Here is a 19379-nt window from a genome sequence, read left to right as displayed (position 1 = left end):
GAGAAGATAATGGCGGTATTCCGCAACGGACTTTAACAAACTTACCAAAACAATGGCTGTCAGTTTCCACACGGAAGAGTGCACATTCCTGCCGCAGGGCAGGCGCAGGATAACGGCTTGGATAAAAGAGGTGATAACCGCCGAAGGGTACAGCCCCGGCGACATCGCCTATATCTTCTGTTCACCGGAGTATCACATCGGAATCAATAGGCAGTATCTCGGCCACGACTACCATACGGATGTCATCACGTTTGATTACAGCGACCTGAACGGTACGCGAAATATCAGCGGAGACATCTTTATCGACCCTTACACGGTACGTTCCAATGCGGAAACCATCGGGACGCAGCCGCAGGAGGAGATGATGCGGGTCATCATACACGGCGTACTGCACCTCTGCGGCCATGGCGACAAAACCCCGGAGGAGGAGCGGGCCATGCGTGCATTGGAGGACCGCAGCCTGGCCGCATACCGTCAGGCGAACGGAGATTATCCTCCGTTCGTACTGCCGGCCCGGTAAGGGAAAGGCCTCCGAAAGGCAAGAAGTACCACAGGCACGGCAAGGGCCTTTTTCCGCCCTTTCAGGCGCACTCCATCCATAGCCGAACGAGTACCCGCCGACCCGTCTTTCCAACGGGAAAAGCCCTTTTACGGGTCCAGGAGAGTGTGCCTCCGGCAACCCTGCATCTTTTCCGCAGAAAGACTCACAACAAACGGGCAGGGGAGAGAAGGAACCAGCGCACACCGCACGGCCAGCTGAACGCAAACGACGCACAATTTCAACGGACAGACCGCCCTCGGCAAGGGCAAGAAAGAAGATGACTTACGAATACGACATCATCGTGGTAGGCGGCGGGCACGCTGGATGCGAAGCCGCTGCAGCCGCTGCAAAACTCGGAGCACAAACCCTGCTCATCACCATGGACATGGGCAAATTCGCCAACATGTCGTGCAATCCCGCCGTAGGCGGAGTAGCTAAAGGACAGATAGTAAGAGAGATAGATGCTCTCGGCGGACACATGGGCATTATCACCGACCGGACTGCCATCCAATTCAGGATGTTGAACCGCTCGAAAGGAAGTGCCATGTGGAGTCCCCGTGCCCAATGCGACAAAGCCCGTTTCTCGGAGTCCTGGCGTCAGGTACTGGAGAATACCGAAAACCTCCGCATCTGGCAGGATACCGTAGACAGGCTCACGGTGGAGAAACGGACGGATTCAGACAGTGAATTATCAGAAAATCAATACATTATTACAGGAGTGCATACCATTATAGGCGTCCTTTTCAAAGCCCGCGCAGTCATCCTCACCAACGGTACTTTCCTGAACGGGCTGATGCATACCGGACGGGCCAGCGCTCCGGGAGGCAGGGCAGGCGACGGCGTATCGTACGGACTTACCGAATATTTGTGCAGCCTCGGTTTCGAGGCGGGCCGGATGAAGACCGGCACTCCGGCCCGAATAGATGGGCGCAGCGTGGATTTTACCGCACTGGAACCCCAATACGGCGATGAAAAACCCGCAAAATTCTCTTTCCTGCCCTTCAGTAAAAGCGTCATCAACCAGATTCCCTGCTATCTCGTACATACGACCGCCGAAGTTCACGATATTCTGCGGGAAGGGTTCGCGGATTCGCCGCTCTTCAACGGTACAATTCAGGGGATAGGGCCGCGTTATTGTCCCAGTATCGAAGACAAACTGCGTACCTTCGCCGACAAGGATTCGCACCAGCTTTTTCTCGAACCCGAGGGCAGGGAAACGAACGAATACTACCTGAACGGCTTCTCTTCGTCGCTGCCGCTGGATGTTCAAATCAAAGCGCTCTCCAAAGTACGGGGATTCGAAAAGGTTCATATCTATCGACCGGGATATGCGATAGAATACGACTACTTTCCGCCTACGCAACTGAAGCATACACTCGAAACGAAAAGGGTGGACAATCTCTATTTCGCAGGACAGATAAACGGTACCACGGGCTATGAGGAAGCGGCGGCACAGGGACTGATGGCCGGCATCAATGCATCTCTGAAATTACAGGACAAAGCACCTTTCGTACTTGCCAGAGACGAGGCCTACATCGGCGTACTGATAGACGACCTTGTTACCAAAGGCGTAGACGAACCTTACCGCATGTTCACCAGCAGGGCAGAATATCGCATCTTGCTTAGGCAAGACAATGCCGATTTAAGGCTCACTCCGAAAGCGATTGAACTCGGACTTGCTTCATCCGAACGGCGTGAAGCATTTGAACGAAAAAATCGTCTGACACAGCACCTAATTGATTTTATCCGCCAAAGAAGTGTCGGAAAAGAGGAAATCAACGGTTACCTGCAATCCATAGGCACGAATCCGCTCGAACAGGGGCGTAAACTTTACGACATCCTGCTGCGAAACGGTGTCAGTATCGAAAGATTGACGACCGTACTCTCCGACCTGAATAGCTTCATTCATGAAAACGATATCGACGAAGAGATAGTAGAGGAGGTGGAAATACAGATAAAATACAGGGGATATATAGAACGTGAGCGATTCATCGCGGAAAAAATGCGACGCTTGGAGAATATTCGGCTTCGGCCGGATTTCGACTACAATGCTTTGACATCGCTAACCATCGAGGCCCGTCAAAAGCTAAGCCGCATCAAGCCTCAAACGATAGGGCAGGCGTCGCGTATTCCGGGTGTATCGCCTGCAGACATCAACGTTCTGCTTATATTCTTCGGAAGATAAAAAGGCAGGCAGGTGTTCCACGTGGAACGTTCCGCCTAACCCCGGATTCAAATCTCCAGTCCAGAGTAATCCTTGTTATTCCGAACCGAATAACCCCTGAATTCAACTTCCCTCAGGGATGCTATTGTTCCACGTGGAACACTTCCGAAAAGATTAAAAGGGAAGGATGCCCCTTATAAGCAGAGCATCCCTCCCTTTTCAAAAAATAAGAAAACTATTTATCCGCTATTTTAGCCCATGTATCTTTCAATCCGACTGTACGGTTGAATACCATCCGCTCCGGACGGGAATCAGGGTCCACACAGAAATAGCCGACACGCTCAAACTGGAACTTCTCGCCCACGGCAGCCTGTGCCAATGAGGGTTCGACGTATCCCGTCCGAACCACAACAGAATCCGGATTGAGATAATCGAGAAAAGTCTTACCCTCCTCTACATCATTAGGGTCTTCCTTGGTGAAGAGATTGGAGTAGAGCCGTACTTCTGCTGCCCGGGCATGGGGAACAGACACCCAATGGATGACCCCCTTCACCCTGCGTCCATCAGAAGAAGAACCGTTGCCCGACTGGGGGTCGTAAGTACACCTCAACTCCACAACATTGCCTGCATTGTCTTTAACAACCTCCTCGCATTTAATAAGATAGGAGTAACGCAGCCGTACTTCGGTACCGGGTGCGAGACGGTAATACTTCTTAGGCGGCTCCTCCATGAAATCGGTACGCTCGATATATATCTCGCGCGAGAAGGGTACCGGCCGTGTTCCCGCCGAAGCATCCTCCGGATTATTGACAGCCTCGAACATTTCGGTCTTCCCTTCGGGATAGTTAATAATGGTAACCTTCAAAGGGTCGAGTACCGCCATTCGTCGTTCGGCCGTTTTGTTCAGGTCCTCCCGGACACAGAACTCAAGCAGCGAAAGGTCGATGACATTATCCCGTTTCGCCACACCCACCCGCTCGGCAAAAGCCCGCACGGCAGCCGGGGTATATCCTTTGCGCCGAATAGCGGAAATGGTAGGCATACGAGGGTCATCCCATCCATTAACTATTTTATTTTCAACTAATTGCAACAACTTGCGCTTGCTCATTACCGTATAGGTAAGGTTGAGCCGGGCGAATTCGTACTGATGGCTGGGAAAGATTCCGAGTTTCTCGATGAACCAATCGTAAAGCGGACGGTGCACGTCGAACTCCAGCGTACAGATGGAGTGGGTTATCTTCTCTATGGAATCGCTCTGCCCATGCGCATAGTCGTACATAGGATAGATGCACCATTTATCGCCGGTACGGTGGTGTTCGGTATGCAGGATACGGTACATAATGGGGTCGCGCAGCAGCATGTTCGGGTGCGCCATGTCAATCTTGGCACGGAGCACCTTCTCTCCGTCGGGGAATTCGCCGGCCCGCATGCGGGCGAAAAGGTCAAGATTCTCCTCCACACTGCGGTTGCGCCACGGACTCTCGGTACCGGGCACGGTCACCGTACCGCGTGTCTGACGTATCTCTTCCTGCGACTGGTCGTCCACATAGGCCAATCCCTGCTTAATCAACTGTACGGCCCATGCGTAGAGCTGCTCGAAATAGTCCGAGGCATAATGCTCTTCGGCCCACCGGAAACCGAGCCACCGGATATCCTCCTTGATGGAATCGACATACTCCACATCCTCCTTAACGGGATTGGTATCGTCGAAACGGAGGTTGCACAATCCTCCGTACCGCTCCGCAAGACCGAAATTAAGGCAGATGCTCTTGGCATGGCCTATATGCAGGTAGCCGTTGGGTTCCGGCGGGAAACGGGTATGAATTCTCCCGTCCACACTGTTGATATGGTCTTCTATTATCTCTTCCAGAAAATTGAGGGGACGTTCCCGGCCGGCCGTCCCGTTGTCGTTCGTTGCCATAATGGTTGCTTGTTTCGTGCAAAGTTAAGATTTTTGATGTTTTCTTGTCATTTCAACCCGCCGGTTCTGCCGATTGTTTCGGTACGTTCACGCCGGCACGGAAGCGCGTGATGACCACCGGCCGGTCCAATACAGGGAACCGAAGTCCGACACACAACACGGAATTGCAAATTTTTATCGGCCGAAAATCGCTGACCGCCTGCAAAGGTCACATGCAGGTAACCAAGTGTAGTTTATGTAACTTATTGTTTTATAAATTATAACATACTAATTTTGCCATCTCGGAAACAACATGCACAAACATAAAATACGACTGTCATGAAACAAATCGAAAAGATTGCGGCTGGAGCGAACTTCAACGCAGTCAGCGTAGGGAAATCAGACGAACTGAACGACTATGTTATGGAACTCGGTTCCGGAGTGAAAATTCCCGGAAAGGTGTTCGGCGGCACAGCCGTACAGGCCACCGGCAGCGAATTCTCTTTCCAATCGTTCATGCCCGGAACGGAAAGCAGTTTCCTGCATATCCACCGAAATCACGAGGAACTCTACTTCTTCCTCAGCGGGTCGGGCGAATTCCAGGTGGACGGGCAGGTCTTCCCCGTATCCGAAGGGAGTGTCGTGCGGGTTGCCCCGGCAGGAAAGCGCTCGGTACGCAACAACGGCACCCGGCCGCTCGTCATGCTCTGCGTGCAGTACAAAAGCGGCACTTTCACCGCCGAAGATGCCGCCGACGGCATCATACTGCAGGAACCTGTTCAGTGGTGATATCCCCAACCGGAATATGGGAGGGCCCGCGCGATTGCGGGCCTTTCGCATCTTTCGCTATTCGCTCATCTCCCTTCCCGGAGCGAACAGACAGCGGAGAGACAGCAATAACGCCGATTCCACTCCGGTAACTCCGTAATCAGAATACCTCGAAAACATGCTCTCCGAGCAGAAGAGATTCTCCGCCGTTTATAACGGGATGTGCCCTCCGCCGCTCTCTGGAGAAAGTTTTTTCCGGTATTTCTTCAAAACGGTTCTCCAATCGGTTCTCGGCCGCGGCGAAGGATACCTCCGAATGAACGGTGTTTCCGCCCTTTCGCGGCATCAGAAACCCTTCCGGGCGAGCGCCCATGCCATGCGGTTGTAAAACACATGCAGGACAGGGCGCAGACGCGGCGGTATCCGGTTCAGAAGACGGAGTTTCCACCACCCGCGCCGATACATCCGCGTATAGGCGAAAAACCTTTCGGTACGCAGTCCGAACGCAGTATCTCCCTTAGCACTCAATGTCAATGCCTTTCCGATGGCACAGCGGGCGATATACTCGTTTCGGAAAGAATTCTCCTCCTGCGGACAGTACAAATCTTCAAACGAATAGACCGTCCGTTCGGGTGTATAGATTCCGGCCGAGCGGTTCGAAGCCGTCCGACTGTAAAGGACGAGGTTTTCCGGCGTGAAACAAATCCGGTAACGGCTTGCCAGCCGTATCCAGAAATAGAGGTCTTCCCCTATCTTCATCCCTTCCGGAAACCCCCCGAGCTCCTGAAAAACGCCACGCGGAACGACCGTTGCCGAGGGCTGGCAAATATAGGAACGCATCGCCTCCCGGAAAAAGTCGGGAACGATTCCCTCCTGTGCCGGATGTACGTTGGAGTATATCCGGTCGCCGCTCACGATGTCGAACGCAGCCGCATAGGCACCGCAATCGGGATACTGTTCTATCAGGAATGCCATCTTTTCGAGATAACCGGGCTGCCAGCGGTCGTCGGCATCGAGAAAGGCAATATACTCGCTCCGTGCCAGAACCGCCCCCCGGTTACGGGCCGCCGAAACCCCCGCATTCTTCTGGGTCACGAGACGTATCAAAGGCGATGTATAACCGCCTACAACCGCAGCACCGCCGTCGGTCGAACCGTCGTCCACAACGATTATTTCACGGGGCAGCCGGCGCTGTCCCAACACCGAGTCGAGCGCCGCACCTACTTCGCGCTCCTTGTTGTAAAGCGGTACGACGACCGAGAATTCAACGTTCATAGGCGGATTTTTCCGGCAACAGCGCATCGAAAATATCGGTGAGTGCCCGGCGGACGCCTCCCGTATCGCGGATGTCGTTGCTGTCGTTCATACATATCATGGCATATCTCCCGGAAAGGATATCACGCCGCAATTCCGGCATGCCTCCCTCCGAAAGCGTCGCCAGTTTCGTATCTCCCATGCCGACCGGCCGGAATCGGCCGGAAGCAAGCTGTTCGTAGCGCACGAGCCACTGCGAGAGGTCGGTGGCCGTACGGAACCGGCTGCGGCACGTTGCATCGAGTGCCCCGGCTTCCTCGTTCCATAATCTCACGAAGGTCTCTTTCAGGAAAGGTTGGGGCATATGGAAATCCCTGAATCCGGGGAAGAAACTCCACGGCATGAGCGTCAGCGTCTTGAGCATGTCGGTCACGGAATAACACCTGTTGAACCACCTGCCCACATTCCGTCGCACGACCTCCCGCTTGTCGTAGCGGCGGTTGATGACCGCCACGCATTCGAGGACGTTATGGCCGGCCCGTTCGGCGGGAATGACGGCCAGACGGGCGGCGTCCCTCGGCAGTCCGTTCAGAAAAAAGCGTTCGGGACCGACAGGCCGACACAGAAACGTATCGTCGTTAAAATAGACGAAGTGCTCTGCCAATCCCTCGATGCGGTGCATGTTGAGTTCGATGGGACAGGAGTTGAAGGTAGGCAAATAAGGGGAGGGGATGTAGTCGGCATGACGGACGACGTGCAGTTTCGGATGGGCGGTATCGAGCCACGCGGGCAGATACCCCCAAGTGATGAAATGTATCCGGTTCACCCAGGGCGCGAACCGTTCCACGCCGCGAAACCAGTAACGCAGGGTATCCCAGTCGCGGTAACGCTCCTCGGAAACATCGACCACACCCGCTGCCATGCCCGTATCACATGCAGGCTCTCCCTGCGGAGCCTGAAGGGCCCGGTATTTCAGAAACTCCTCCCGCCAAGCCGGGTCGCTGCCGTCCACCCACGGCATCACGAAATCTATTTCGACAGCATCATGCCCCATAAATCTACAACTACCGTTAATCACGTTCCGCCTTCCGACCGTCAGAACTTGTAATACATCGTAAAAAAGGCCGAAAAACCGCGTTTACCGAATATTTCGGACGACATCCGCGAAAGGGGATAATATCCCGTGAAGGCCGCCCCCACATGACGGATATTCCATCCCACGGTCATCGAGATACCTCCCTCGTGCCGGTTGTAGGGTATCGGTTCGCCATCCAGCCGGGTATCGAACACATAGGAGTAATAACCGCCCACACCCACGTACATATAATAATCGCTGTCCACGGCCGTCTTCAGCAACAGATTGACGGGTACGGTCAGCGTCGGCGAAACCATCTTGCGGAACGAATCGGTCACTATCAGCTCTCCCGACGGGTTCTGCTGCGGATAACGGAAAGTACGGTGGTTATAAATCACCTCCGGACGGATGGCGAAGACGTCGTTGATATTGAACTGCAGGAAAGCTCCCGCATTCCACGAAAAACGCGGAGCACCGTTCACGGCGGCCCCGTTACCGTAATACATGTACGAAGAACCTACCGAACCGCTGACGGCGAACTCCACCGTCCGCGGACCTTCCCGCTTCCTAAGCAATTTGTCCGACGGTACGATGCGGTCGCATTCGGACAGCTCCGTCGCCATGGCCGCCACATACTCCGTTATCAGTTCCAATCCTTCGTAATCTATCTTGTCGGCCGTATCTTCCGGTTTATGGTAGGGCGATTTCGTACCGGTCGTGAGCAACACCGCCGGTACGCTCTCAGCCGTAAACGAATCGTGGTCGGAACCCGTAAACAGGCTCCCCCCGTCGCTCAGCGGTTTGACCTGGAGTCCGGCAGGGCAGGGAATGGATGCGAATAGCTCCTGCCAGCCGGCCAGCGAACCGGCATGTTCGATTTCGAGATAGCCCGCCTCCCGGAGCCAACCCACCATATCGATGCTGGCCATGAACTTCACCTTGTCGATGTCCATATTGGCGGCCATCGCTTCGGAACCGTAAAGCCCTATCTCTTCCGCATCGAAAGCAGCGATGATGACCGTGCGTTTCAGCTCGCCCTCGCGCTCCATCAGTTTACGCGCCGCCTCTATCAATACGGCCGTACCGGAAGCATTGTCGTCGGCACCGTGGTATATCACGGTATCCCTGCCGCGTAAACGGTATCCCAAATGGTCGTAATGCGCCCCCAGAACGATATATTCATCGCGCAGTTCGGGGTCGCTGCCGGGAATGAATCCCACTACATTGGCATACCTGCCCGAATAGCGCTCGAAACGCTGCATGAACGATTTCCCTTCGCCGTCGTCGGCACCTGGACGAAGTCCCATCTCTTCAAACTGAAAAACGATATAGGACGACGCAAGCATCCCCTGGTCGGTACCCGCCTGGCGGCCGAGCATCCGGTCGGAAGCGAGCGTACGCACGTGTCTCTCAAGATTGGAACGGGTCTCCGATACCTGTTCCTGCGCCGAAACGGCTGTGCAGAGCGACAGCAGCAGCGCCGTAAAAATGAACCTTCTTCCCATAACTGTATCCGTTCGTTACTGCATACTTTGTTTGAAAGGTACGAAAAATCCGGGACAAAGAACACATTCCGTCCCGGATTCTCTTAAATCACATTCAGCCGACCTATTCGGCGATTATCAGGAAATAGTTTTTCTTCCCCTTCTGGAGTACGAGATACCGACCTGCTATGAGGTCGCCGGTATCGACGATACGTTCCGGCGACTCCACCTTCTCCTTGTTCATGGATACTCCGCCCCCCTGTATCAGCTTGCGAAGTTCGCTTTTGGATGGAAAAACGGGGCATCGCTCCACGCAAAGTTCCGGAAACGAAATACCCGTCTCCAATGCCGACCGGCTCACCCTGTACTGCGGAACGCCGTCGAAAACCTGCAGAAGCGTTTGCTCATCGAGACGGTGCAAAGCCTCCGCAGTAGCTCCCCCGAACAGGATGGCAGAAGCCTCCACGGCCTTGTCGTACTCCTCCCGGGAGTGAATCATGCAAGTCAGCTCCCGTGCGAGCGTTTTCTGCAGCCTGCGTTCATGCGGTGCCGCCTCGTGTTCGGCAACAAGGGCTTCGATGGTCTCCCGGTCAAGAAACGTAAATATCCTGATATAACTTTTGGCATCCTCGTCGCTCACGTTCAGCCAGAACTGATAGAACTTGTAAGGAGAGGTATAGCGGGCATCGAGCCATACGTTGCCGCTCTCGGTCTTTCCGAACTTCGTACCGTCCGCCTTTTTGATAAGAGGACAGGTCATGCCGTACACCTGTCCGTCCTCGATGCGGCGGATGAGCTCCACACCGGTGGTGATATTGCCCCATTGGTCGGAACCGCCCAACTGCAGCCGACAGTCGTAATTACGGTAAAGCTGCATGAAGTCGTAACCCTGCACGAGCTGGTAGGTGAACTCCGTAAAGGACATGCCGTCGCCCTCGCCGTTGAAGCGCTTTTTCACGGAATCCTTCGCCATCATGTAGTTGACGGTAATGTGCTTGCCTATATCACGGATAAATTCGAGGAACCCCATCCCCTTCATCCAGTCGTAATTATTGACCAGAACGGCGGCATTCGGGGCGGACGAATCGAAATCTATCAGCCTGGAGAGCTGCCGTCTGATGGCCTCCTGGTTGTGACGGAGCGTCTCCTCGTCGAGCAGATTGCGTTCGAGCGATTTGCCCGAAGGGTCACCTATCATGCCCGTTGCTCCCCCTATGAGGACGATGGGCCGGTGGCCGCAGCGCTGGAAATGCCGCAGTATCATCACGCCCACCAGATGGCCTATATGCAGCGAATCGGCCGTAGGGTCGAAGCCGAGATAGGCCGTGGCCATTCCCTGTTTGAGATACTCTTCGGTGCCCGGAATCATGTCGTGCACCATGCCGCGCCATTTCAGTTCTTCTGCGAAATTCATCGGTTTGTTCCGTTTAAATTGTATGGTTTGTCGATACGTTCCCACAAAGATAGCCCAAACTCCATGAATAGACAAGGGGAGGGTTCACCCCTTCTCCGCCGGAACGACCGGATTCCGGCACCATTTGCGCACGCCGCAGGTATCGCACTGCGGACGGCGGGCCGTACAGACATAACGGCCGTGGAGTATCAGCCAATGGTGTGCTTTCGGCAACAGCGACGAAGGGATATGCGCCGTAAGCTGCTGTTCGGCCTGCAAGGGCGTCTTGGCATTCCGGGTCAGTCCGAGTCTGCGCGATACGCGGAAAACATGCGTATCCACTGCCATCACCTCCCGGTGAAACACCACCGAACCGACCACGTTGGCTGTCTTCCGTCCCACGCCGGGAAGTTTCTGGAGCTCCTCCACACTGTCCGGAACCACTCCTCCGAAATCGTCCACGAGTTTCCGAGCCATCGCCGCAAGGTTCTTCGCCTTGTTGTTCGGGTAGGATATGCTCTTGATATACGGAAATATCTCCTCCGCAGAGGCTTCGGCCATCACCTGCGGAGTAGGAAAACGTTCGAACAGGGCCGGAGTAGTCATGTTCACCCGCTTGTCGGTACACTGTGCCGACAGGATGGTAGCAACCAGAAGTTCATATGCGGAACCGTAATGCAGCTCGGTCTCCGCGACGGGCATATTTTCGGAAAACCATCCGATGATGCCCCTGTATCTCTCTTCCGTAGTCATAACGATACCAACGACAATATTCCACCGGCGGTACGTGCGTACCGCCGACTGCGTTCATATCATACCATATACACTTCGAGAAGCGTCCCCTTTCCGGACAGGACCGCTTCGTCTATTTCGGCCGGAAGCAAAAGGCTCTCGAGAGCCGCAAGCTTTTCGCTGCCCCCATCGGTATCCGCCCGAAGCGCCCCGTCGGTACATATATACGCCACGAAACTGTCCAGCGAGGCGTAGTCGCGCCTCACCTCTCCGTCCACCTCTATCACGTTGGTCGTGAAAAAAGGAGTGGAAACTATCTCTTTCACACTACCGGGCGCTGCGACGGCCGGCCTGAAATACTCCTTTCCGTAATTGAAATCTATCGCATCGGTAGCCTCCGCCGTATGGAGCTGCCGCGGCTTCCCGTCCCTGCCGAGCCTACCCCAATCCGATATACGGTAGGTAATATCCGAAGTCTCCTGTATTTCGGCGATGAGCAGTCCGGGTCCTATTGCATGGACCGTACCTGCCGGAATATAATACGCATCTCCCTTCCGAACCTCGTAACGCATCAGCAGGTCGGTCAGAGTACCCTCAGAAACCGCCCGCAAATACTCGTCGCGCGTTACCGGACGATTGAAACCCACATACAGGTAAGCTCCCGGTTCGCAGTCCGCCACATACCACATCTCGGTCTTGCCGCGACTACCGTGTCTCTCCCGTGCGAGTCCGTCATCCGGATGCACCTGCACCGACAACACATCGTGCGCGTCGATGAACTTCACCAATACCGGAAACTCCAGTCCGTAGGTATCGTACACCTTCTCTCCGACCAGGTCGCCCATATAGACTTCGGTTATCTCCTCCAGATTGTTCGACTTGAGAAAACCGTTGGACACTACCGAAACATCTCCTTCCACACCGGATATCTCCCAACTTTCGCCGATACTTCCGGCAGCAGCGGACAATTTTGCGGGCAGTCTCTTTCCTGCCTTCACAAGCCTGTCGCCCCCCCATATCTGGGACTTCAGGATAGGTTTGAACTTTAACGGATAGAGCATGACTTCCATATTTTTGACAGGCCGCCTCCATCCGGCGGGACCCATCGGCAAAAATACGAAAATATCCGTCGATACATTCGTATCAGACGCACATTCGGAGAACCCCGCAGGCATCGTTCCGCTTTCCGGCCGTACAGGATAGCGGACAGGGAGGAAACCGCTGAATTTTTTATTTCGGGTAAAATTCGTAACTTCGTCTATCGGCGACAAGGAAAAAACGTGAGAGGAAGGCAGAGAATTGTTTGTGTATGAAAGATTTGGAACAAAAAATCGAAATACTGAAAGGATACATAACCGACACTCCGAAACACATCGCCATTCTGGCGCATACCAATCCGGACGGAGACGCCATCGGTTCTTCGCTCGCTTGGGCCAAAGTGCTCCGTTCGCTCGGCCATGACGTACAGTGCCTCGTTCCAAACAAATATCCCGGATTCCTCTCCTGGATGCCGGGTATCCGGGACGTCATCATCGCCAAAGAGGAGAACGAACGGGCCATCGGTGCGGTGGACAATGCCGACATCATCTTCTTTCTCGACTTCAACCGGATAGACCGGCTCGAAAATCTCAGCCGTCACATCATTGATAACCGGAAAGCAGTCAGGATACTGATAGACCATCACCTCGACCCGCCGACGGACGAATATACATTGGTATTCTCCGACCCCACCTCTTGTTCCACCTCCTACCTGGTCTACCAGATAACGGAAAGGCTGACGGGACTCGACGTATTCGACCGGGAGGCGGCCGAGTCGCTCTACGTCGGGATAATGACCGACACCGGCAATTTCTCCTTCAGTTTCCTCACCCCGGGACTGTTCCGGGCCGTTGCGGGACTCATCGAGAAAGGAATCAACATCCCCGACATCAATTCGAAGGTCTATAACTCCTACAGCGAAGGAAGAGTGCGGCTGCTCGGCTATGTGCTGCTCGACAAGATGCGCATGATAGAGAACGGACGGGCAGCGTACATAGCATTGAAAGAGAATGAAATGAGGCGTTTCGACTTTCAAGTAGGCGACAGCGAGGGATTCGTCAATTATCCACTCTCGATTGCATCCGTACAGATGTCCGCGATGTTCATAGAAACCCACAAGTTCATCCGTATTTCCTTCCGTTCGCGGGGAGATGTGGACGTCAGCCTGTTCGCTTCCAAATATTTCAACGGAGGGGGACACAAGAACGCCTCGGGAGGCAAATCCTACGATACCATTGAAAAGACCGTAGCGAGATTCGAACAGGCCGTAACAGAGTTCTTCCATCCGGCAAAGATGCCGGAATAACGAAAACCGGACGACGGCAATACGAAATACCCGAAAAAACTTCAGTTTTTTCGGGTATTTCTTTCCATTCAAGCTGCCGGTAACATTACGCCTGCTCCAGCACCCGGGCTTTCTGCACGGTTCCCGCCCGGACATACCGGCTAAAAGACCGGAACATCCGTACATTCCCCATCTCCGGAAGTTCCGGAAGGGAGGACGCACCGCCCAATCAGAAACGCAGCAACGATTCGACAGGAGCAATCCGTTCAAGCCGGGAACGGGCTCCGATATCCGCTATCTCTGCAAGAAAGACAAATTCCCGTACCCGTACCGGCAACAGGCCGGCAGCCGTTTCGACAGTCAGCCTGTTCAGCTCCAAAGCCATCCCCTCGGCCGTCCCACCGGTAGCCAATACATCGTCAAAAACGGTCACCTCCACCGAACCGTCCTCCGTCCGTGCCGCTTTCAAATCGGATTTACGGAAATAGAGACTGTCGTCGCCATACTCCTTCTCTATCGGTATCTTCACCAAATCATCGGCCCGGGCCGGCAATTTCCCGCTTTTGCGAAATATCAGAAGACTTTTTACCCCGCCGGGTACGGTAAGCAGCGGCGAGGCGAAGAGAAAACCACGGGCCTCGGGAACCGCCACATTCGGAGAGGAGATACGCACGGCTATCTCCCGGACTACCCAGGCGAATATATCCGAATCGCCCAGCAGCGGCAGCAAATCAATGAACAGGATGCCCTCCTTCGGAAAATCCCTGTAAAACCTTATCCTGTTTCTTACCGTTTCCAGTGTCATGGCACAAACGTCTTTTTCTCCCGGAAGAAAACGGCACGTCCCTCCGCTCCGGCAGTGCGGCACGAAAAAGACGGCCCTATTTCGACATGCCGAGCATGTTGCGGATAGAGCCCTCGGCCCGGCGCCTCACCTCCTCGTCAATCACGACTTCGGGAGATTCGTTCACAAGCGCATCGTATATCTTCGGGAGCGTCACGAGTTTCATATATTCGCAGTCGTTGCATCCGCAGGTGGAATCCGTCGGAGGAGCCGGAATAAAATCGATTTCCGGATACTTCTCCTGCAGTTCGAACAAGATACCCGATTCGGTTACGATGATATACTTCTTCCCGCCATCGGAACCTACGTAATCAATGATAGCCGCCGTACTCCCCACAAAATCGGCAGCCAGCAGCACCGGTTTCTTGCATTCGGGATGGGCAAGCACCTTGGCGTCCGGATGTTCCCTTTTCAGTTCGAGAATCTTTTCGAGCGAGAATTTCTCATGCACATGACACGCTCCGTCCCACAACACGATGTCGTCGCGGCCGGTCACCCGCTTCAGGTAATCCCCAAGATTGCGGTCCGGGGCGAACAGTATCTTCTGTCCCTCCAGCGCCCGGATGATTTTCACGGCGTTGGACGAGGTACAACAGATATCTGTCAGTGCCTTCACCTCAACCGAGGTATTGACATAGGCCACCACCTTATGGTCGGGATACCGTTCGCGGAACCTGCGGAAATCCGCAGCGCTGCAAGAATCGGCCAGGGAACACCCGGCAGCCGGGTCGGGTATCAGCACCTTTTTCCCCGGCGACAGCACCTTGGCCGTCTCGGCCATGAAATAGACGCCCGCAAAAAGGATAATGTCCGCATCGGTCGCCGCTGCGGCCTGGGAAAGTGCGAGGGAATCCCCGATGAAATCCGCCACCTGCTGCACTTCGGGCCGCGTATAGTAATGAGCGAGAATCACGGCGTTCTTCTCTCTTTTCAACGCCGCTATCTTATCCGCCAGAGTCGTGTTGTCAGCCATCTTTTTATTTTTTTATTTATTTCTTAATTAAATCTTAAAAAGAAAATAACAATAATAAAGCCTGTTCATAATGTTGATAACTCCTTATATTCCGCTTTCCGGACAAATTGCCAAAAATTATCAACATTGCTCCCGGTAGGAAAGTGTCCGCATGACTTCGCTTTATCCATGTGTCTTTCAGTTTTTTGTATATATATTACTGAAAAACAGCCATGTAACTTTCAGATAGGGCGGCATTTTTCCGTTTTCCGTCTTCATCATGTCTTGTCCGTCCGTTTGTCGGTGCCTTTCTCCCTATCTTGTGTGTCGCAAGGAGAGGATGCGTCCGGCGGAGGGAAGCGGCGGAGTTGTCAATAGCTGTTCATAATGTTATCAACATATCGACAGCGGCAAAACGGATGCCTGCCCGTGTGCAGATGCTGTCGATAATTCCGTAACGGCCGATGAAAGATTTTCCTTGTTTTTTTCCTTCGTATTCCCGTATATACGGATTGACGGCATTTCCCAGCTGGAAAAGGGGGAATCTTTCAACATTTGCGAACAGTTTCTTTCTCGCTTTTCAACACTCAGCGGTCGGTTTTTTCCAGCTTTTCGACAATCTTGTCCGCTATCTCCCGATAGTATTTTTTTACTTCCGGATGGATGGATACTGCCGGCGTTCCGTTCTCACCACCTTCCATAACCGATTGGACGATAGGAATATCTCCGAGAAAATCGATGCCTTCGGTACGGGCCATGTTCCGTGCTCCCCCCTTTCCGAACAGGTAGTACCGGTTGTTCGGGAGTTCCGCCGGAGTGAACCAGGCCATGTTTTCGATGATACCGAGTACGGGTACGTCGATGCCCTCTGCGCGGAACATGTTCACGCCGCGCCGCACGTCGGCCACGGCCACCTGCTGGGGTGTGGAAACCACGATGGCTCCGTTTACCTTTACCTCTCCGACTACCGAAAGGTGGACATCCCCCGTTCCGGGAGGGAGGTCGATGAGCAGATAGTCCAGTCCTTCCCAAAGCGTCTGATGGAGCAGTTGCTTCAGGGCGGTCGTCGCCATGGGGCCGCGCCAGATAAGAGCGTCGTCGGGCGAGATGAAAAAACCTATCGAGGCGATTTTGATGCCTCCGGTTTCGGCCGGCAGGATGTACTCCTGTTCGTCGCGGAGAATTGCCTGCGGCGTATATCCTTCAACGCCGAACATCTTCGGCATGGAGGGTCCGTAGATATCCGCATCGAGTATTCCGACGCTGTAACCCATGTCGCGTAGCGTTACGGCCAGGTTGGCCGTGACGGTCGATTTGCCGACTCCTCCCTTGCCGGAGGCGATTGCGAGGATATGTCGTATGCCAGCCGTGGAGGATACTTTCTCTTTTACGGGCGGTGCCGGAGCCTCTTCCTTTTCCGTAACGGCTATCTTGCCGGCCAATTCGGGGAATGCTTCGGTCACTGCCGCTGTTACCTGCCGTTTGATGGAGTTGGCGAACGGGTCGCGCCGTTTGCGGAAGGCGAGGGTGATGACTGCATCCTGTCCGTTGGCCGTGATATGCTCGACGATACCCGATGAAACGATATCTTCTCCCGTTTCCGGATGCACGATGCCGCCGAGTACCGATTTTATCCTGTTTTCGTATTCAGTCATTGGTGTTCGGTTTTATTGTAACAACGATACAAATATAACAAAATTATATTCGCTGAGATACGAAAGTGCATGTCCGGTGTACGCTTGCGAAGCGGTTCGTTTGAAGCGAAATGACGGAATATATTCGATGAGAGCCGAAAACGGTCGTCTGACGACACGTCGGTACCCGTTTGCAGATGCAATGCGGGAATATATGAAACATCCGCTTCGGACCGGAGACAAACGTCCGGCGGAAACCCGGTATGCGTTTGCGCAACGGTTCGGTTGGGGCAAATAGAACCGATTCGTGATGAGAAGGAGATTCAAAGGCACGGAGTTGTTTGTTACTTAATAAAAAAATATCGAATTACGATAAGTATAAGAAAATTATCTTGTAATTTTGTAGACTTTCCTATTGCATGCAATAAATATAAATATAACGAAGATGAAGAATTTTTTCAAGACTTTCGGAGCCGCTTTGCTGGCGTTTTTCGTGGGAACGGTGCTGATGTGGTTCGTGCTGTTTTCGATTATAGGAGGGATTGCCGCCTCCTTCGGACAGCGGCAAGTGTATGTTCCTTCGGATGCCGTCCTCGTGGTGGATTTTCGTTCCGGGATAGTCGATTCTCCGGATAACCGGTTCGGGGCTTTCGACGTGAACAGGAGAAGGTTGGAGACTTCCAATACGATGCTCGAGGTGACCGATGCTGTCCGGCTTGCCGCTTCGGACCCCAATATCAAGGGGATATATATCAATATAGCGGGTTCGGGTGCGGTCAATTACGGCAATATGGAGGAGCTGCGTAGCGAGTTGCTGCGTTTCAAGGAGTCGGGCAAGTTCGTTGTAGCTTACAACGAAGTTTATTCGCAGCCGGCCTACTGGCTCTCTTCCGCCGCCGACAGGGTGTTCATTCATCCGGAAGGGTTCATGGACTGGCGGGGAGTTGCAGCCAATGTAATGTTTTATAAAGGGTTGCTCGATAAACTCGGAGTAGACGTTGAAATTATCCGGCACGGTACGTTCAAGTCGGCGGTGGAGCCCTATATCACCGACCGGATGAGTCCGGCCAACCGTTTGCAGATGACCACCCTCGTCAATTCCCTGTGGGATGTCATGCTGGCGGATATTTCCGAATCCCGCGGCATACCGGCCGATAAGCTCCGGCAATATGCGGAGGAGATGGCGGTGCGTGAACCGGATGATGCCTTGCGGTTCGGTTTCGTGGACGGTGTTCTCTATCGGGACGAGATGGCGGACATGCTCTCCGCCCTCTGCCGCGGAGAGGAACTTTCGGCCGCTTCCGTGTCGGAACATACCGATTTCAATGCCGTCTCCCTCGGCGATTACATAGCGGCACGGGCCGTACATGCCCGTAAAGTCTCCAAAAACAAAGTGGCCCTGATATATGCCGACGGACAAATCGTGGACGGCGAGAGTTATCCCGGTGCGGTGGGAGGTGCCACGTTGGCCGACCAGATAGCCCAGGCCCGTGAGGACAACGGTGTAAAGGCGGTCGTACTTCGGGTCAATTCCCCGGGCGGAAGCGCTCTCGCTTCGGATGTGGTGTGGCGCGAAATGGAACTTTGCCGCGAGGTGAAGCCCGTTGTGGTCTCCATGGGCGGTGTGGCGGCTTCGGGAGGTTATTACATCTCCGCTCCGGCCGATGTGATACTCGCCGACCGCACCACGCAGACAGGTTCCATCGGTGTGTTCGGAATGAAACTCAATCTGGAAAAGACGCTGCGCGACAAGGTGGGCATTACGGTGGATGTGGCCAAGACCAACGCTTATGCCGATATGGGCAGCATCGCGCGGCCGTTGATGCCGGCCGAACGTGCATTCCTACAGGGGCAGGTCGAGAAGACCTACGGTACTTTTGTCGAGCATGTGGCCGCAGGCCGGAACATGACCTTCGAGCAGGTCGATGAGATAGGTCAGGGCAGGGTATGGCTCGGAACGGAAGCTAAAAAGAACGGCCTCGTGGACGGTTTCGGCGGCCTTTCGGATGCGGTGGCGCTGGCTGCTGACCGGGCCGGTATCGCCGCCGATTTCCGGGTGTACGAGATACTTTCCGAACCCGATTCGTTTGCCGCATTCCTTTCGATGTTCTCTGCACGGATGCAGCGCTTCTCCGCGGCCTGCGTGCACGGTGAACTCGGCGAGGCGTTCGTGCATTACGATATGCTCAGCCGTACGCTTCGGGAGGACGGAGTGATGGCGCTGATGCCCTATACGATATCCTTCGAATAGGCCGGTCTCTCCCTATACGGGGGAGTGTCGGCAATGGGGAAGATTCGGACGGTGCATTGTCATG

Annotated in this window: 15 protein-coding genes; 5 read left to right on the top strand and 10 right to left on the bottom strand. The window is 54.2% G+C overall.

From position 1 onward, the window contains the following. Window positions 1-52 precede the first annotated feature (52 nt). Together ybeY and mnmG are read left to right on the top strand one after the other, a co-directional pair. The gene (ybeY, locus tag BQ5361_RS08990) at window positions 53-520 is read left to right on the top strand and encodes an rRNA maturation RNase YbeY (RefSeq protein WP_022063935.1); all 468 of its coding nucleotides are present in this window, start codon (window positions 53-55) and stop codon (window positions 518-520) included. Window positions 521-818: 298 nt separating this feature from the next. Continuing rightward, window positions 819-2726 carry a tRNA uridine-5-carboxymethylaminomethyl(34) synthesis enzyme MnmG gene (mnmG, locus tag BQ5361_RS08985; RefSeq protein ID WP_035471311.1) on the top strand — a complete coding sequence of 636 codons (1908 nt, stop codon included), beginning with the start codon at window positions 819-821 and terminating at the stop codon, window positions 2724-2726. Between the two features lie 214 nt (window positions 2727-2940). On the opposite strand, the gene BQ5361_RS08980 is transcribed toward mnmG, so the two are convergent. Then, entirely contained in the window at window positions 2941-4626 is a 1686-nt protein-coding gene (locus BQ5361_RS08980) for a glutamine--tRNA ligase/YqeY domain fusion protein (RefSeq protein ID WP_035471313.1), read from the bottom strand. A gap of 318 nt (window positions 4627-4944) precedes the next feature. Here BQ5361_RS08980 and BQ5361_RS08975 point away from each other — a divergent pair, with 318 nt between their 5' ends. Next, a complete protein-coding gene (locus BQ5361_RS08975) occupies window positions 4945-5394 on the top strand; it encodes a cupin domain-containing protein (RefSeq protein ID WP_035471316.1) in 450 nt (149 codons plus the stop codon). A 324-nt stretch (window positions 5395-5718) separates the two neighbouring features. Here BQ5361_RS08975 and BQ5361_RS08965 read toward each other — a convergent pair whose 3' ends face one another. The 6 genes from BQ5361_RS08965 to BQ5361_RS08940 form a co-directional block, all read right to left on the bottom strand. Next, complete coding sequence (locus BQ5361_RS08965; RefSeq protein WP_035471321.1) at window positions 5719-6648, bottom strand: glycosyltransferase family 2 protein; 930 nt, start codon at window positions 6646-6648, stop codon at window positions 5719-5721. Then, the gene (locus BQ5361_RS08960; RefSeq protein ID WP_035471324.1) at window positions 6638-7681 is read right to left on the bottom strand and encodes a stealth family protein; all 1044 of its coding nucleotides are present in this window, start codon (window positions 7679-7681) and stop codon (window positions 6638-6640) included. The genes BQ5361_RS08965 and BQ5361_RS08960 overlap by 11 nt, the downstream gene beginning before the upstream one ends. A gap of 41 nt (window positions 7682-7722) precedes the next feature. Further along, window positions 7723-9207: a M20/M25/M40 family metallo-hydrolase gene (locus BQ5361_RS08955; RefSeq protein WP_052130926.1), complete on the bottom strand. Its 1485-nt coding sequence runs from the start codon at window positions 9205-9207 to the stop codon at window positions 7723-7725. Window positions 9208-9310: 103 nt separating this feature from the next. Further along, entirely contained in the window at window positions 9311-10600 is a 1290-nt protein-coding gene (gene tyrS, locus BQ5361_RS08950; RefSeq protein ID WP_022063942.1) for a tyrosine--tRNA ligase, read from the bottom strand. Window positions 10601-10684: 84 nt separating this feature from the next. Then, window positions 10685-11332 (bottom strand): endonuclease III, encoded by a 648-nt coding sequence (gene nth / locus BQ5361_RS08945; protein ID WP_035471327.1) that lies wholly within the window; start codon window positions 11330-11332, stop codon window positions 10685-10687. A 59-nt stretch (window positions 11333-11391) separates the two neighbouring features. Next, window positions 11392-12372: a type I phosphomannose isomerase catalytic subunit gene (locus BQ5361_RS08940; RefSeq protein ID WP_257525892.1), complete on the bottom strand. Its 981-nt coding sequence runs from the start codon at window positions 12370-12372 to the stop codon at window positions 11392-11394. 248 nt (window positions 12373-12620) lie between these two features. Here BQ5361_RS08940 and BQ5361_RS08935 point away from each other — a divergent pair, with 248 nt between their 5' ends. Continuing rightward, window positions 12621-13655, top strand: coding sequence for a DHH family phosphoesterase (locus tag BQ5361_RS08935; RefSeq protein ID WP_022063945.1), 1035 nt, complete (start codon window positions 12621-12623; stop codon window positions 13653-13655). A gap of 208 nt (window positions 13656-13863) precedes the next feature. On the opposite strand, the gene BQ5361_RS08930 is transcribed toward BQ5361_RS08935, so the two are convergent. The 3 genes from BQ5361_RS08930 to BQ5361_RS08920 all read right to left on the bottom strand — a co-directional run bounded on the left by BQ5361_RS08930 (window position 13864) and on the right by BQ5361_RS08920 (window position 17085). Then, window positions 13864-14439, bottom strand: coding sequence for a type I phosphoribosyltransferase (locus tag BQ5361_RS08930; RefSeq protein WP_052130927.1), 576 nt, complete (start codon window positions 14437-14439; stop codon window positions 13864-13866). 76 nt (window positions 14440-14515) lie between these two features. Beyond that, window positions 14516-15451: a quinolinate synthase NadA gene (nadA, locus tag BQ5361_RS08925; RefSeq protein WP_035471331.1), complete on the bottom strand. Its 936-nt coding sequence runs from the start codon at window positions 15449-15451 to the stop codon at window positions 14516-14518. 566 nt (window positions 15452-16017) lie between these two features. Then, window positions 16018-17085, bottom strand: a complete 1068-nt coding sequence (locus BQ5361_RS08920; protein ID WP_035471333.1) for an Mrp/NBP35 family ATP-binding protein — start codon at window positions 17083-17085, stop codon at window positions 16018-16020. A gap of 424 nt (window positions 17086-17509) precedes the next feature. On the opposite strand from BQ5361_RS08920, the gene sppA reads away from it, so the two are divergent. Beyond that, complete coding sequence (gene sppA / locus BQ5361_RS08915; protein WP_035471336.1) at window positions 17510-19315, top strand: signal peptide peptidase SppA; 1806 nt, start codon at window positions 17510-17512, stop codon at window positions 19313-19315. The last annotated feature ends 64 nt before the right edge of the window (window positions 19316-19379 follow it).

The organism is Tidjanibacter massiliensis (genome assembly GCF_900104605.1).
In the GTDB taxonomy this organism is placed as follows: domain Bacteria; phylum Bacteroidota; class Bacteroidia; order Bacteroidales; family Rikenellaceae; genus Tidjanibacter; species Tidjanibacter inops.
The sequence above is the reverse complement of the archived record's forward strand: the minus strand, read 5'-3'. Positions and strand labels throughout refer to the sequence as shown.